At 33.7% G+C, this 15684-nt stretch carries 7 protein-coding genes; 6 read left to right on the top strand and 1 reads right to left on the bottom strand.

The features are described from left to right. Window positions 1-27 precede the first annotated feature (27 nt). Window positions 28-858, bottom strand: a complete 831-nt coding sequence (locus HYN56_RS21635) for a helix-turn-helix transcriptional regulator (RefSeq protein ID WP_109194099.1) — start codon at window positions 856-858, stop codon at window positions 28-30. A gap of 201 nt (window positions 859-1059) precedes the next feature. Between HYN56_RS21635 and HYN56_RS21630 the strand changes: the two genes are divergently transcribed. The 6 genes from HYN56_RS21630 (at window position 1060) to HYN56_RS21605 (ending at window position 15491) form a co-directional block, all read left to right on the top strand. Then, a complete protein-coding gene (locus HYN56_RS21630) occupies window positions 1060-2040 on the top strand; it encodes a YheT family hydrolase (RefSeq protein ID WP_109194098.1) in 981 nt (326 codons plus the stop codon). Window positions 2041-2195: 155 nt separating this feature from the next. Beyond that, a complete protein-coding gene (locus HYN56_RS21625) occupies window positions 2196-5891 on the top strand; it encodes an AraC family transcriptional regulator (RefSeq protein ID WP_109194097.1) in 3696 nt (1231 codons plus the stop codon). Between the two features lie 177 nt (window positions 5892-6068). Further along, window positions 6069-9038 (top strand): SusC/RagA family TonB-linked outer membrane protein, encoded by a 2970-nt coding sequence (locus tag HYN56_RS21620; protein WP_109194096.1) that lies wholly within the window; start codon window positions 6069-6071, stop codon window positions 9036-9038. A gap of 16 nt (window positions 9039-9054) precedes the next feature. After that, a complete protein-coding gene (locus tag HYN56_RS21615) occupies window positions 9055-10797 on the top strand; it encodes a RagB/SusD family nutrient uptake outer membrane protein (RefSeq protein ID WP_109194095.1) in 1743 nt (580 codons plus the stop codon). 263 nt (window positions 10798-11060) lie between these two features. Beyond that, window positions 11061-12854, top strand: coding sequence for an alkaline phosphatase (locus HYN56_RS21610; RefSeq protein ID WP_109194094.1), 1794 nt, complete (start codon window positions 11061-11063; stop codon window positions 12852-12854). A gap of 462 nt (window positions 12855-13316) precedes the next feature. Then, window positions 13317-15491 (top strand): alpha-N-acetylglucosaminidase, encoded by a 2175-nt coding sequence (locus HYN56_RS21605; RefSeq protein ID WP_109194093.1) that lies wholly within the window; start codon window positions 13317-13319, stop codon window positions 15489-15491. Window positions 15492-15684 lie beyond the last annotated feature (193 nt).

The raw sequence follows: 15684 nt of genomic DNA, 5'->3' as shown, positions 1-15684 counted from the left end.
ACGATTTTCGGAAGAATGGTTGTGTTTTTAAGAAAGCAGTTTTTGCATTTCGTCCCTAAACTCAGTAGGAGTCATGCCTGATTTACGTTTAAAAGCATGAGTAAAATAGGTTTTTTCATTAAAGCCCAATTCATAACCAATTTCAGCAATATTTTTATCAGTAGTCATTAAAAGGTTTTTGGCTTCTGTAAGTTTTCGGGTTTCTATTATTTCAGAAACGCTTTGCTGTAAAATATTCTGGCAGATGAGGTTTAAATTTCGGGAAGTCATAAAGAGTTTTTCTGCGTAGAAATTAACGTCTTTAGAATCCTTATAATGTTCTTCCAGTAATCTTAAAAAGTTTTTAAAAGTTGAACTCTGGATTTTCTTAGATTCATCATTATTCAGGTTGAGTTTACGTCTTTCAGATTCTATAATAGTAAATAAAGCACTTAATAATTGACGGATAACAGCAAGATCCGATGCTTCCTGTATATATTCGTCGTAAATCATTTCGCATAGAACGTCCAGTTTTTCAAAACACTGATTGCTTTGTAAACTAATGTTGGCTTTGTCATGAAAAGAAGCATAAAGACTAAAAGTGGTTTCGGCAATGAATTCACTTTTAAATCTTAAAACCCACATATCGCATTCGCCGTCTTTTATGAGAGGTTTTGCACGATGAATTTTTCCCTGCGTTACAAAACTGATAAAAGGAGCATTAATCAGTTTTGAATTAAAATCTATAAAATGTTCCAGCTGACCTTTATTACCAATAATAAGTTCTTCAAAATTATGAGAATGAGGTTCATTAACAGACTGCATTATTTTTTCAGATTCTGATGCTGTTATACGGAATATTTTAAAAATTTCTGTCATTATGGACTTTTTATAGACAAGTTATAAAGGTAACTATTTATGATAATTATATACTTTAGAACTTGAGTAAATTCCAATCTGTTATTTTCTATACTTCTGTTTTTTTAATTTCATAAAAATGAAATAAATACGAAAGTTCTTAAATTACGTATCAATGTATTTCTTAGCTTTGTAGTACGCACTAGAAAAAAACGTTTTATTATGCCGATAATTGAACAATCAGAATATAACTTTCCTTCTATTATTCATCGCAACAGGCATATTTCTACAATTTATGCCGCTTTGATTAAAAAGTTTGATGCACCACATTATACCAGAGAAAAACTGGAATTAAATGATGGGGATTTCATCAATATAGATTTTGTCCTAAACAATTCTAAAAAGGCCGTTATCTTATGTCATGGTCTGGAAGGAGATTCCCGCAGAACCTATAATAACAGTTGTGCAGCTTATTTTCTGGAACAGGGTTTTTCTGTTTTTGCGTGGAATAACAGAACCTGCGGAGGCGAAATGAACCGATTGCCAAGACTTTATCATCATGGTGCGGTAGACGATCTTAATGAAGTAGTTCAGTTTACATTGCAAAAAGGGTTCGAAGAAGTTTATTTGATTGGATATTCTATGGGAGGTGTGCAGCTTTTGAATTATTTGGGCTGGACAAAAATTGATACCCGAATAAAAGCGGCAGTTTCTATTTCAGTTCCTACTCATATTGCAACAAGTGCTGAAGTACTCAAGCAAGGATTTAACAAAGTCTATTTAAAAAACTTTACAATAGATATTAAAAAAAAGCTAAGATATAAAGCAATTCAGTTTCCGGATTTTATCAACCGTGATCAGATCGAAAAGATTTCTTCTTTTGATGAAGTAGATCAGTATTTCACTGCACCACTTCATGGTTTTGCAAGTCGGGAAGACTATTATCACCGGGTTTCTCCTGAATTCTCTCTTAAAGATATTACAACTCCCGTTTTAATTATCAACTCACTTGACGATCCTTTTTTAGGTGAAAGATGTTATCCAAGAGCGATAGCAAAGGACAGCGAATATGTTTATCTCGAAACTCCAAAATACGGTGGTCATTGTGCTTTTCCATTGCGTGATTCAACTTATTCTTATGCAGAGAAAAGAGCTTATGAGTTTTTTAAGACTTATCAATTTCCGTCAACTTTTAAAGCGTAATAATTTCCAATTAAATTTTTTGTTTTAAGTCTGTTGTAAAAAACTTACAGTTTCTCTTTGTTGAGAGTCTTTAATTCGTTTTCGTTTTTAACTTAACATACAGTTTATGATTAAATAAACTTCCGATTGTATCCTTGTGAGTTAAAATACAAACGATGACCAGGATATTACTATTTCTTTACTTTTTCACAATATATTCATTTGGACAACAGGTAAAATTTGAAAATTTCACAACCAATCAGGGATTATCCAATAATTCTGTAGTTGATATAGAAAACGACAAAGACGGCGGATTATGGATTGCCACCTGGGACGGACTGAATTACTTTGATGGCTATCATTTCAAAGTGTTTAAAAAGAGTTTTGATGATCCAAAAACGATTTCCAGCAACTATATTACCAAGCTGGAAAAAGATGCCGAAGGAAAAATCTGGCTCATTACCAAAGAGGGGCATATTAATAAATATCTTGGAAATGAGGAGTTTCAGGAGTTTAAATTCAAAAGCCTTCCAACGGATATTTACTTATCTCACAAAGGAAATATTGTTGTAGAAACAGGCAAAAAATATTATGAGTTTAAAAATAAATCGTTTGTAGAAATTACCGGTAATAGTATTAAAATAGAAGATTATAAAAATCTGAAAACTACTTTACTGAGAAAATATCCAAACCTGATTATCAATGATATTCTAAAAGATAAAACAGGAAATATTTGGTTTGCCACCCGCGAAAACGGATTGTATATTATGACAAATGAGTCTGAAGAGAATAATATACAACATTTTACAGCCGATTTGTATTCGCCTTATTCACTTAAAAACAACGAAATAGAAGTAATTCACGAAGATTATTTCGGAAACATTTGGGTTGGACAAAAGGATGGAGGATTAAGTATGGCATTTGGAGGTTCTGAAAAAATAAATTCTGTTATGCCACATCCTCTTAAAGAACCTAATCTTCCAAATGAAACCATAAGGGCAGTAACCAAAGACAACAAAGGGAAAATCTGGTTGGGATATTATACACGAGGACTTTATTATTATAACGAAACAAATCATTCTTTCCAGAAGTTTAGTATTGATAAAGCGTCTTTAAGTTCGGATTGGGAACGCATTAGATCTTTATTTACGGCTAGTGATGGCAGTATTTGGGCAGGGACTTACAAAGGAATTCTGCATATTTCAGATCAAAATTGCACAAGTTATGAGAGTCCTGCTGTGGGAATGCCTATTGAAAGATGTTATTCAATCTGCGAAGATCAAAACAAACAGCTCTGGATGGGATGCTGGGGCGGTATGGCCAAATTTAATATGTTAACCGGAAAGTTTGAAAAGTTTAAAGGGCAGGAACTATTAAGTAAATATCACATTAGATGTGTGAAAAAGAGCAATCAGAATTTGATACTGGCAACTGAAAACAGTGGTGTTGTTGTCTTTAATTTAACCAATGGCACTTTAAAAAAGATAACAACTAAGGAAGGAATTCTTGGAAATAGCATTTATTCTGTTTTTTTGGATAATGAATCTGATAATTACTGGATTGCTTCTTTAGGAGGTGTTACTATTTATAATAAAAGAAAAGGCGTTGTAAAAAACATTGCGGAATCTGACGGACTGCCAAGTCACATGGTTTATGGTTTAATAGATAACGGAGACAAGGTTTGGATTAGCACTACAAAAGGAATTGCTTCTATTGATAAAAAAAATTATTCGGTAACTTCATATAATCCCGATTATGGCTGGCAGGCTCTTGAATTTTCGGAAGGAGCTTATTATCAGGATTCAAAAGGAAATTTGTTTTTTGGTGGTGTAAACGGACTCAATTATTTTAATCCTAATACACTTCAGATCAATAATTCAAAAGCAAAAATAAAATTGAAGATTGATGGAAATGAAAATTATCTCACTGCTTTCGAAAAAGGTTTTAGTGATAATGAATTAAAAGTTGAGGTAATTCCGATTTTATTTCCAAACAGTAAAAGGAACAATATTTATTATAAACTGGAAGGAAGCGATGAGGACTGGACGTTGCTTCCCGAAGATAATAAAATAGAATATAACGGATTATCTTCCGGAAATTACAGTTTTTTAATTAAAGAAGGAAAAGACGGAATTGAAGAACCAGCTCTTTTTTCGCTTCATATTACGGAAGCTTTTTACGAATCGATTTTGTTCTATATTTTGTTATCCGGTTTAATACTGCTAGGATGTGTACTGATTGTTCGCGCTAAAAACAAAACTTCACTTGCACAGCAAAAATATTTGGAAGAACTGGTAACAGCACGTACGGCTGTTATCGAAAATCAGAAGAAAAACCTGGAAGAAATTAACGCAGAACTGGATCAGAAAAATAAAAAGATTGTAGAGCAAAAAGAAAAACTTTTAATTCTTCACAGCAATTTGAAAAACGAAAATTTCGAGATTGAAAAGTTCAAAACCTTTATGCTGGCTGAATTTCAGGAACCCATATCACGAATAATTAAAACTTCCAGCTCTTTAAAAAAAGATACCGAAATGCAGCGAGCTTTATTGGCGGAATCAGGTAAACTGCTCAATCTTATTTCGGAATGGAATTATCTGGAACAGGTAAAAGATTTGGGGCCTGTAAAGAAAACAGCAGTGAATTTGTTTCCTGTTTTAAAAAACAATGTCGAAAAACTAAAGAAAGATTCACAGCTTAATCAGGTGAATTTTAATTGCGAAATAGACAATTCAGATTGTTTTGCGGCTGTAGATGTTTTGCGTTTAAAACTTTCGCTTCAGTATTTTTTTAATGACTTAAGTAAATATTCAGATAAGGATAGTACTTTAAATATTTCGATTACTTACGAAAATGATTGTATCGAAATAAAGACGATTTCGGATAGTGTTATTTTAAAAGATAACTGGTACAATATTTTACACTACAGTCCTTATTTTAAAGCTTTAGAAATTTTGCTTCAAGATTTGAATGGAGAAATTGTTTCTTCGTCTGAAGAACAATTTCAAGCCAAATTGCGAATCCCAATCGAAGTTGTCGATTCAAATCTCGATTTAAAAGAAACCATTTCCTGGAAAAATTTTAATCAGCAAGATCAGTTTGCTGCAGATAAAAAATGTCTTTTGGTTTTTGCTGATCCTTACAATACTCCGGCTGCCAATCAGATTTTAGAAAATGATAAGTATAATTTAATTTTTGAAAGTTCCATTTCAAATTTAAATGCCATAATTAAACAGACTGAAATTGCGGCATTAGTTTTTTATCAGACAGAATTCTCCAGAGAACTAATTCATTTTCTAAGACAAAATAAAGAAAGCAGCGCTGTAAAAATTCCGCTTATCTACATCTCTGAAAATATTAATTACGAACAAGATGAACAATTGTTAGAATTGGGTATTGATACTCATATTAAACTGCCGGCTAGTTTATCATTTATCAGTAAAAAGATTAATAGGCTGATCAATCAAAACAGCGAACCGGTAAAAGAGTATAAAATCCAGCAGAAGATATTCGAGATTCTGACAGAAAACAATGAGAATATCACGCCTAACGAAAAGCTTCTGAAAAAGGCTTTGGAAATCATTAAAGAAGAATTGCAGAACCCGGCATTTAATGTTGAAATGATGGGCGAACAATTAGGGATTTCTAGGGTAAAATGTTATCGTTTATTTAAAGAAACTTTGAATCAGTCTCCATCAGATATTTTAATGTCCCTTCGTTTGCAAAAGGCCGAATTATTATTAAAAACTAAAAAATTGAACATCTCCGAGATTAGTTTTGAGTGCGGTTATAATGATCCAAAATATTTTGGCCGCTCTTTTAAGAAGTATTTTGGCAAAAGTCCTAAGGAATATAAAGAGTATTCGCTTTAGATTTTCTGTTAGCCCTGTATTTGCACAAAGTTAGGCTAATGTTAATGTACAAAAATCCCCCTTTTTCAGCGTTAATTCTATCCTAAATTGAATTAAAAGTCCTCTTTTGAAAAACAAAAATCCTCCTTTTGGAGGGATCGTTAAAATACTTTTGGCAAAACAAAAAAAGTAATTTAAATGAAAAAAATTTATGCATTGCTAATTCTTGCCTTTGGATGTATGTCATACTCCTATGGGCAGATAAATGTATCAGGAATTGTAGTTTCTGATGTTGAAAAAGTACCAGTTCCCGGTGTCTCTGTTTATATTAAAGGAGAACCAAAAGGAGCAGTTACAACAGATTTTGATGGAAATTTCAAAATTAAGGCACAACAGAATGAAGGTGTTTTGGTTTTTTCTTATGTTGGATTTAAAACAAAAGAGGTTTCTTTTTCAGGTACTCAAAAACTAACTGTTTCTTTAGCAGAAGAGGTAAGTACTTTAAATGAAGTAGTAGTGGTTGGTTACGGTTCTCAAAAGAGATCTGATGTAACGGGTGCTATTGGTTCTGTAAAAAACGAAAATTTTAACAAAGGAGTTGTGGCCAATGCAGGGCAATTAATTCAGGGTAAAGTTGCCGGAGTTAATGTAATGGCGGCAAGTGGTGAGCCAGGAGCTAATCAGGATATTATTATTCGTGGAGTTGGAAGTTTACGTTCTGGAACAACACCTCTTTATGTAGTTGACGGATTTGTTCTTGATAATTCTGGTAATGGTGTTGCTACAAACCCTTTAAACTTTATCAATCCACAGGATATCGAGAGCATTGATGTTCTTAAAGATGCATCTGCAGCGGCTATTTATGGTTCCAGAGCGGCAAATGGAGTTGTAGTAATTACAACTAAAAAAGGTTCAAAAGGACAGTCAAAAATTAACCTTTCTATGACTACCGGATTTTCTTCTTTAGCAAATAAAGTAGATGTTTTTAGTGCAGATGAATTTAGAAAACAAGTTACTGCTGTGAACGGAACTTTACAAGATGGTGGAGCAAATACAGACTGGCAGGATGAATTAACAAGAACAGGAGTTTCGCAAAACGTTAATTTATCGATGAGTGGTGGAACTGAAAAATCTACTTACGCAGCTTCTGTGGGGATGGATAATCAGGAAGGTATTTTCCAAAATAGTGATTTAAAACGTTATTCAGGACGTTTGAATTTGAACCAAAAAGCATTAAACGATAAGTTTAATATTGCCTTTAACTTGACAGCAACTAAACTTGAAAATTCAAGACCAGATGCAAGAAATGTTGTTGGAAATATGCTGACATTGAATCCTACTGATGCAGTATATGTTAACGGACAGCCAAATGTTAACTTAAGCAACGATGCTGTAAATCCTTTAATCAGCCAGAGAATTTATTCTGATGAAACAAACAACAATCGTATTCTTGCGAACATTAGTCCATCATACGAATTTATAAAAGGATTAACGTATAAATTTAATCTTGGAGTTGATTATTCTATGTCTGAAAGAGACATTCAAGTTTTACCATATACTTCTGCTACTAATACTACTGAAAGTACTTTGAACAACATTGTTACGAATAATAATAACGTTTTATACGAAAACACTTTGACGTATAACTTCAATGTTAAGAACCATAATTTTACGGTTTTAGCTGGTCAATCTTACCAGAAAATACAAGTGAATCAGAAGAATTATGATTTTAAAGGATTTCCGGATAATGGTGTAGAACCTAAAAATCAAATTGGAGCAGCAGCTGAGCTTAGAACTAAGTCTTCATCGGCAGTAGAAAATGAACTTCAGTCTTTCTTCGGAAGATTAAACTATGGATATGATAACAAATATTTATTGACTGCAACTATGCGTGCAGATGGTTCTTCCAAATTTGGTAAAAACAACAGATACGGATATTTCCCATCTGTAGCATTAGGTTGGAATATTACAAAAGAAGATTTCTTAAAAGAATCTGAAACGCTGAACAACTTGAAACTAAGAGCAAGCTGGGGTCAGACAGGTGTTCAAGAGATTCCTTCAAAAATTACCAAAACAAGTTATACAGAAAGTAACAGTGGCTATGATACGTATCCGCTAGATCCAAGCGATACAGATTTAGCTAGTTATCCTTATGGTTCAATCTATACTCGTTTAGCAAATCCAAATCTTCAATGGGAAGTTTCAACACAAACAAACGTTGGTTTAGATTTTAGTTTATTCAATAACAGATTATCAGGTACAGTAGATTATTTTAACAAAGTTTCAGATAATATTTTGTTAGAGGTTGCACCTGTAGATCCTATTCAGCCTGCATCAAAGTATTGGACAAACATTCCTAATATGCAAATCGAAAACAACGGTATTGAAGTTGCTTTAGATTACAGCAGTGATAAAAGTAAAGACTTCTCTTATAGCATTGGAGGAAATATATCTTTTACAAACAATAAAGTAGTAAACTCTCCTTATAAAATATTGACAACCGGAGCGGCCCAAGGAGGCGGACAAACTGGAGCAACTATCAACGGAGTTTTAAACGGACACCCAATCGGTTCTTTCTACATGCTTGATTTTACAGGAATTGGTCCTGATGGTCAAAATCAGTTTGCAGATACAAATGGAGATGGTTCTATCCTTGACAACGATCGTATTGTTGCAGGAAGCGCATTACCAGATTATATCTATGCTTTTTACCTGAATTTAAAATACAAGAATTTTGATTTTGTTGCTAATTTTAATGGTGCAGCCGGAAATAAAATTTACAACCACGTTGCAATGACTTCATTCAATAGAGGAAATTTGGCAAACTCTTTTAATACAACAGACAGAGCTTCACAATATTTAAACGAAGCCTCTACAAACTCTAATACAGTTTCTACAAGATACTTAGAAGATGGAAGTTTCTTAAGATTAAATAATGCGAGTTTAGGATATAATTTAAGCCCAAAATTAGTTGGACTTGGAGATGTAATGGACAACATACGTCTTTCTGTAACAGGTCAGAACTTATTTGTAATTACAAAATACAGCGGTTTTGATCCTGAAATTAATACTGGAACTTCTGTGGGCGAAATTCAGTCTTTTGGTATTGATTATTTCAGTTACCCAAGAGCGAGAACCATTGTATTTGGCTTAAACGTAGCATTTTAATCAAAAATAAAAAAACATGAAAAATAAAATAATAATAGCTGCTCTTGCATTAGGTATATTGTTTACCTGGAGCTGTACTGACTTAGAAGAAAAGATCCTTGACGAATCCTTAAACGGTGCAGGACAAGCAGAAGCAATCAGTGGTGCTATTGCTCCAGCTTATGGACAATTAAAAGCAACATGGTACCATACCAATAATTTTGGTTTACAGTTAATTGCCAGTGATGAAGGTATTTTACCTTACAGAGGAGGAACAGATTGGTACGATGGAGGTAAATATTTAGCAGTACATGCGCATACTACAACACCTACTAATGACTTAGTTACAAGTACTTGGAATGCTCTTACTAAAAATATTTCCAGAACATTATCTGCTATTGAAGTATTAACTCCTCTTGCAGAAGGAGGCAATGCAGAAGCTCAAGGAGCTCTTTATGAAATGAAAGCCTTAAGAGCTTATTTGAATATGCAGACATTAGACAGCTGGGGACTTGTGTTTAAAAAAGAATCATCGGCTAGTACTTCTGAAATCCTTCGCGGACAAGATGCTGTGACTTATATTGAAAATGAATTACTTTCTGTTGCTGATGTAATCAATACAGATAAAGGTCCGGGAAGAATGACTCAATCTGCGGTTTGGGGGCTTCTTGCGAGATTAAATTTAAATGCTGCGGTATATCGTGATCCTTACGGAGTGCCTTCATTTACTCCAGCAGATATGGATAAGGTTATTAAATATACAGATAACATTATCAATTCTGGTAAATTCAGTTTTTCTCCTGAGTATTTTGACTTATTTGATGACAGCAATGACAAAAACAAAGAAGTAATCTTCTCAATAGATCAGCGTGGAGTTTTAGCTGATGAGCACAACCGTTGGGCCTATTGGTCAATTCCGGGATCTATGTTCCCAAGACCTGAGTCTATCAATGCAGATGGTACTGATGGTCCTGCTATTACTTCAGATTTTTATCAAACATGGGTAAGTGCTTATGGTACTGTAGATCCAGCCGATGCTGATTCAAGATTTTATAAAAACAATGCAAAAGTTCCGGATAACTTAAAAGATCTTACAGGATTATCTCCATTAAATGATGAAAATCACTACTACTGCGTTAAAGCAGAAGATTTTGAAATAGACAGAGGAATTATGAGAGGTATTCCATGGGCCGCAAGAAAAGACAATAATGGGGCATTCTACAAATGTGATGGCGGGTACAGAATTTATCCGGTTAAACAAATTAAAGGAAATGGTCCTGATAAAAACGTTGGTTATGTAAATCTTACAGAAAAAGTTGATTTTACTAAAGAAGGAAGTATGCACTATTCTGGATATAGAGTATCAAAATATCAATTTAGCCACACTTCTCCTGATGGAAATACATACAGTAGTGTAGACATGGTAATGCTTAGATATGCTGAGATTTTTATGATGCGTGCTGAAGCTAAATTAAGAAAAGGAGATAACGCTGGTGCATTAGCCGATATGAATGCAGTTAGAACGTCAAGAACGGCTCGTACTCCAATTCCTGCTGCGCTTCCAGCAATCAATTTAGATATTTTGTACAGAGAATACGGTTTCGAATTTTACTGGGAAGGTTTAAGAAGAAATACTCAAATCCGTTTCAGCCATTTTGAAGATAAATGGACTGAGAAATCAGATGCAGATGTAAACAAGAGATTGTTCCCAATTCCACAAGTTGCAATTGACGGTGCATCTAATACTCCCGGATATTTAGTACAAAATAAAGGATACTAGTTTAAGTTTGTTTTTTTATACGTTGAATTGAAGACTGCCGATTTTCTATCGTACGCTATTGTAAAATAGGCAGTCTTTTTGTGTTAGTTGTTTAAAACACGGGCGTTTTTGAACCTTTAAGAAAACGCCCTGTTTTTTTTAATCCTAATTTTATTTTTTAAGTATTTGTTTCGGCTGATCATTTCAGTTGACAGCCCTTTTTTGCCCTCTACCCATCTACTACCTGCCATTTTGTTCATTCAAAATCCATCAATTTATTCCAAATGAAAACATCCTTTTTATTCATCTGGCTATCCCTGTTTTTCTGGGGAGCAGGTGATCAGTTATATTCTCAGAACTTAGTTACAGTACATTCTCATAACGATTATGAACAAGCCATTCCATTTTGGAATGCTTATGCAAATGGAGCGACATCCATAGAAGCCGATATTTTTTTGAAAGATAATATGTTATATGTGTCTCATGATCAAAAAGGAATTTCTGCGACAAGAACTTTAGAAGATTTCTATTTAAAACCGTTAGAAACGGCTCTAAAAATGAATTATAAAAAAGAGCACAAATTAGTTTTACTGATTGACATTAAAACAGAAGCGACAGCTACTTTAGATAAGCTTATTTCAGTTTTAAAAAAATATGAAAGCATAACAAAAAACAAGGATATTAAAATCGTTATATCAGGAAACAGACCAGATGCAGAAACGTATAAAAAGTACCCTGACTTTATCTTGTTTGATTTTCAGGAAATAGACAAAACAATTTCAAAAGAAAATTGGGAAAAAGTCGCTATGATCAGTGTTGATTTCAAAAAATATTCTGTTTGGAATGGTTTAGGAAGATTAACCCATGATGATTACAATAAAGTAAAAGCAGTAATTACTAAAGCAAAAAACTTAAACAAACCTTTTAGATTTTGGAGCTGTCCGGATACTAAAACTGCGTGGAAAGCCTTTTTAGAATTAGGAGTTGATATCATTAATACCGATTCACCTTATAATTGTGTTCAGTATCTGCAGGCTTTACCAAAAAGATTGGTTACAGCAACAAACTCTTCAAAAGTGTATGTTCCGACTTATAAAACGGATCAAAAAGAGACTCCTGTAAAAAATGTAATCCTTTTAATTGGAGACGGAAATGGTTTATCGCAAATTTCTTCGGCAGTTTTGGCCAATAACGGAGCTTTGTCTGTAACACAAATGAAAAGCATCGGTTTCATAAAAACACAATCGGCAGATGATTTTACAACCGATTCTGCGGCTGCGGGAACGGCATTGGCAACAGGCCAGAAAACAAACAACAGAGCAATTGGAACGGATAGTCTAATAAAGCCTATTCCAAATATTTTAGAAGTATTGCAAAAGCGAAATTTCTCTACAGGAATTATTACGACTGATGAAGTTACAGGAGCTACACCAGCCGCTTTCTATGCACATACCGAAGAAAGATCGAATACTGAAATAATAGCGCAGGATTTATTAAAAAGCAAATTGAATCTGTTTGTTGGAGGCGGTGCTTCAACTTTTAAAAATATTGCATTGACTCCTAAATTCAAATTATTGAATACGGTACAGGAAATGCAGGCCGAGAATAATGATGCAGTAGGTGTTTTCATTTCGCAGCATAGAGTTCCGTCAGTTTTAGAAGGAAGAGGAGAAATATTGGCTGATGCCGTAAAATACAGCTTAGAATTTTTAAACAAAAAAAATAAACCTTTCTTCTTAATGGTTGAAGGTGCACAGATTGACAGTTTCGGTCATGTTAATAATGTAGGAGGAATTGTAGCAGAAACTATAGATTTTGATACAGCCATTACTCAGGCATTATTATTTGCCGATAAAAATGAGGGTACATTAGTTATCGTTACAGCAGATCATGAAACTTCTGGTTTTGCTATTCCGCAGGGAAATGTGAAACAACATAAAATCGAAGGTGATTTTATAACTGTAGATCACACAGCGACAATGGTTCCTGTTTTTTCTTATGGACCACATTCTAAAGATTTCCAGGGAGTTTATGAAAACAACGAAGTATTCCATAAAATACTTTCAGTGTTAAAATAAAAAGCATCCGAAAATAATAGTATAACGAACAGCCCCCAAATGTTCAATCTTGCCTGTCAGTGTTTTTATAAACAATGGCAGGCTTTTAGTATTAGATCAAATTTCAATTGAAATGCTTTTAAATTTGATTATATTATTTAAGCATTGTGATGCATGTTTTCTTTTAACCACAAAAAAAAAGAATAATTTCAGCCGTTAGTGATAACAAAGGCAATAATTACGCAAAGAATCTGTCTATATTTTTGACTGATTAATCCATCTTTAAAAAAAGCAATTGAAGTAATTTTATTTTCGGTTCAGGAATTAATTCTTTCCTTCTGAATCCTGAAGTAAGATTGTTAATTATTAGTAATAAATTTTTGTTAGGTTTTTATTTGAGTTGGGAGATTAATAAATAATTTAATCTCCCTTGTTTTTGTTAGACTAAAATGAATCAAGACAATTTAATAATAGGTTATTTATATGAAAAGTGAGAATTTTAAAATTGAAAAGAACGATTCCTTAAAAATGGCGGTAATGGCTTTTATACTGTTGTTTTTGGGATCTTTTAAAGCACATTGTCAAGGCGATGAAAAAACAAAAAGTGCCTTTGGAGTAATTGAGAGGCTAGTTGGAAATCGTGTCAGCGAGTTTGAGTTAAGCATTGCCGAAAATCAAACCAATAACAAATCGGATTGGTTTGAAATTGAAACGGCTAATAATAAGGTAAAAATAAAAGCATCAAACAATACAGCACTTTGTTATGCAGCTTATAATTTTTTAAGAGATATCGGAGCCGTTTTAGTAAGCTGGGAAGGAAACAGAGTTAATCTGCCTAAAACCTGGCCGAAATATGCTAAAAAAGGAGATACACCATTTGAATACAGAGAATATCTAAATGCCTGTACTTTTGGTTATACAACACCATGGTGGGATTGGAAACGCTGGGAGCAGGAAATCGACTGGATGGCACTACACGGAATTAACCTTCCAACCGCAATGGAAGGTCAGGAAGCGGTATGGCAGGAATTATGGAAAGAATATGGTTTGACGAATTCTCAGTTAGAATCTCACTTTGCAGGGCCGGCTTATCTGCCTTGGCAGCGAATGGGAAATATCAATAGTTTAGAAGGTCCGTTACCACAAGAATGGTTCGTTAAAAAAGAAGCACTTCAAAAGAAAATTTTAGAAAGAATGAGAGCTTTGGACATGCATCCTGTTGTGCCTGCTTTTAGTGGTTATGTACCGAAGGCTTTCGCCGAAAAACATCCAGAAGCCAAAATAACCGAACTAAAATCCTGGTCAGGTGGCGGTTTTGCAAGTACTTTTCTGTTAGATTCTAAAGATCCTTTATTTAAAAAAATAGGAAAACGTTTTATCGAAATCTACACTAAAATGTACGGAAAGTCTAATTTCTATTTGGCCGATTCTTTCAATGAAATTGAACCTCCTGTTTCAGAACATAATAAATATGAAGAACTTTCAAATTACGGAAGCGCTGTTTATGAAACCATAAACGAAGCGGCTCCCGGTGCAACCTGGGTTATGCAGGGATGGCTTTTTGGCGACAACAAAGAATTCTGGACCAAAGAAGCCACAAGTGCATTTTTAAGTAAAGTTCCAAATGATAAAGTTATGGTTCAGGATTATGCCAACGACAGATATAAGGTATGGGATAATCAGGAAGCTTTTTATGGTAAACAATGGACTTACGGTTATGTACATAATTACGGAGGATCAAATCCGGTTTATGGAGATTTGAATTTTTATAAAGACGAATTGACAAGTTTATTAAAAAATTCACACAAAGGAAATGTTGTCGGTTATGGCGCAATGCCGGAAGGATTAAATAATAATTCAATTGTTTACGAATACATTTATGATCTTCCGTGGACAAAAGGGGAACAACCTGTAAACGATTGGCTGACTAAATATTTAAATGCAAGATATGGACAAGCACCATCAAAACCTGTTTTTCAGGCTTGGGAATTATTGCTGGAATCTGTTTATAATGTCAAATACTGGGAGACACGTTGGTGGAACGATTGGGCTGGAGCGTATTTGTTATTTAAACGACCAACTGTAACCATTACAGCATTTAAAGGAAATCCCGGAGATAAAACCAAATTAAAAGAAGCTTTGGAAATTTTAAGCAAAGAGGCTAAAAAGTACAATAAGCAGAATCTTATTCAATACGATTTAATTGATGTTTCAAGACATTATAATTCACTTGCTATTGATGAAGAATTGATAGAATGTGTAAAAGCATATCAGCAGAAAGACATTGCAAAAGGAGATCAATTGTTTAAACAGATTGAAAAACAAGTTTTAGAAACAGATAAGATTATGTCCGGACAGCCTTTAAACAATTTGGATCAATGGGTGAAATCGGCTTCAGATTATGGAAGTACTCCTTCAGTTTCTAAACTGTATGCAAAAAATGCCAAAACCTTAATTACGCTTTGGGGTGGAGAAGGTCATTTGAATGATTACGCTTCAAGATCATGGCAGGGAATGTACAAAGGATTTTACTGGCCAAGATGGAAAATGTTTCTGGAAGCTTTAAAAAATGCAGCAGTAAATAATACTCAATTTGATGAAATGAAAGAAAGAGAATCGATTAAAAATTGGGAAATAAAATGGACAGAGAATAATTAAATCAATACTTAATTATGATTAATCCGTATATAAAGAAAAAATTAACTAATTCTTATTAACTAAAACCTAAATAACAACTAAAATATGAAATGAAAACGCCACGAAAACGATTTATTAGTAAGTATTTGATTATAGAAAAATACAAAAATAACTTTGCAAAGCCTTACTATCACTGACTTTATTGAAATTATCC

Origin of the sequence: Flavobacterium crocinum (genome assembly GCF_003122385.1) — a bacterium.
GTDB lineage: Bacteria > Bacteroidota > Bacteroidia > Flavobacteriales > Flavobacteriaceae > Flavobacterium > Flavobacterium crocinum.
The sequence above is the reverse complement of the archived record's forward strand: the minus strand, read 5'-3'. Positions and strand labels throughout refer to the sequence as shown.

Coding starts and splice junctions, on each gene's coding strand:
- HYN56_RS21610 (WP_109194094.1), top strand. CDS start 11,061: ATGAAAACATCCTTTTTATTCATCTGGCTATCCCTGTTTTTCTGGGGA.
- HYN56_RS21620 (WP_109194096.1), top strand. CDS start 6,069: ATGAAAAAAATTTATGCATTGCTAATTCTTGCCTTTGGATGTATGTCA.
- HYN56_RS21615 (WP_109194095.1), top strand. CDS start 9,055: ATGAAAAATAAAATAATAATAGCTGCTCTTGCATTAGGTATATTGTTT.
- HYN56_RS21625 (WP_109194097.1), top strand. CDS start 2,196: ATGACCAGGATATTACTATTTCTTTACTTTTTCACAATATATTCATTT.
- HYN56_RS21635 (WP_109194099.1), bottom strand. CDS start 858: ATGACAGAAATTTTTAAAATATTCCGTATAACAGCATCAGAATCTGAA.
- HYN56_RS21630 (WP_109194098.1), top strand. CDS start 1,060: ATGCCGATAATTGAACAATCAGAATATAACTTTCCTTCTATTATTCAT.
- HYN56_RS21605 (WP_109194093.1), top strand. CDS start 13,317: ATGAAAAGTGAGAATTTTAAAATTGAAAAGAACGATTCCTTAAAAATG.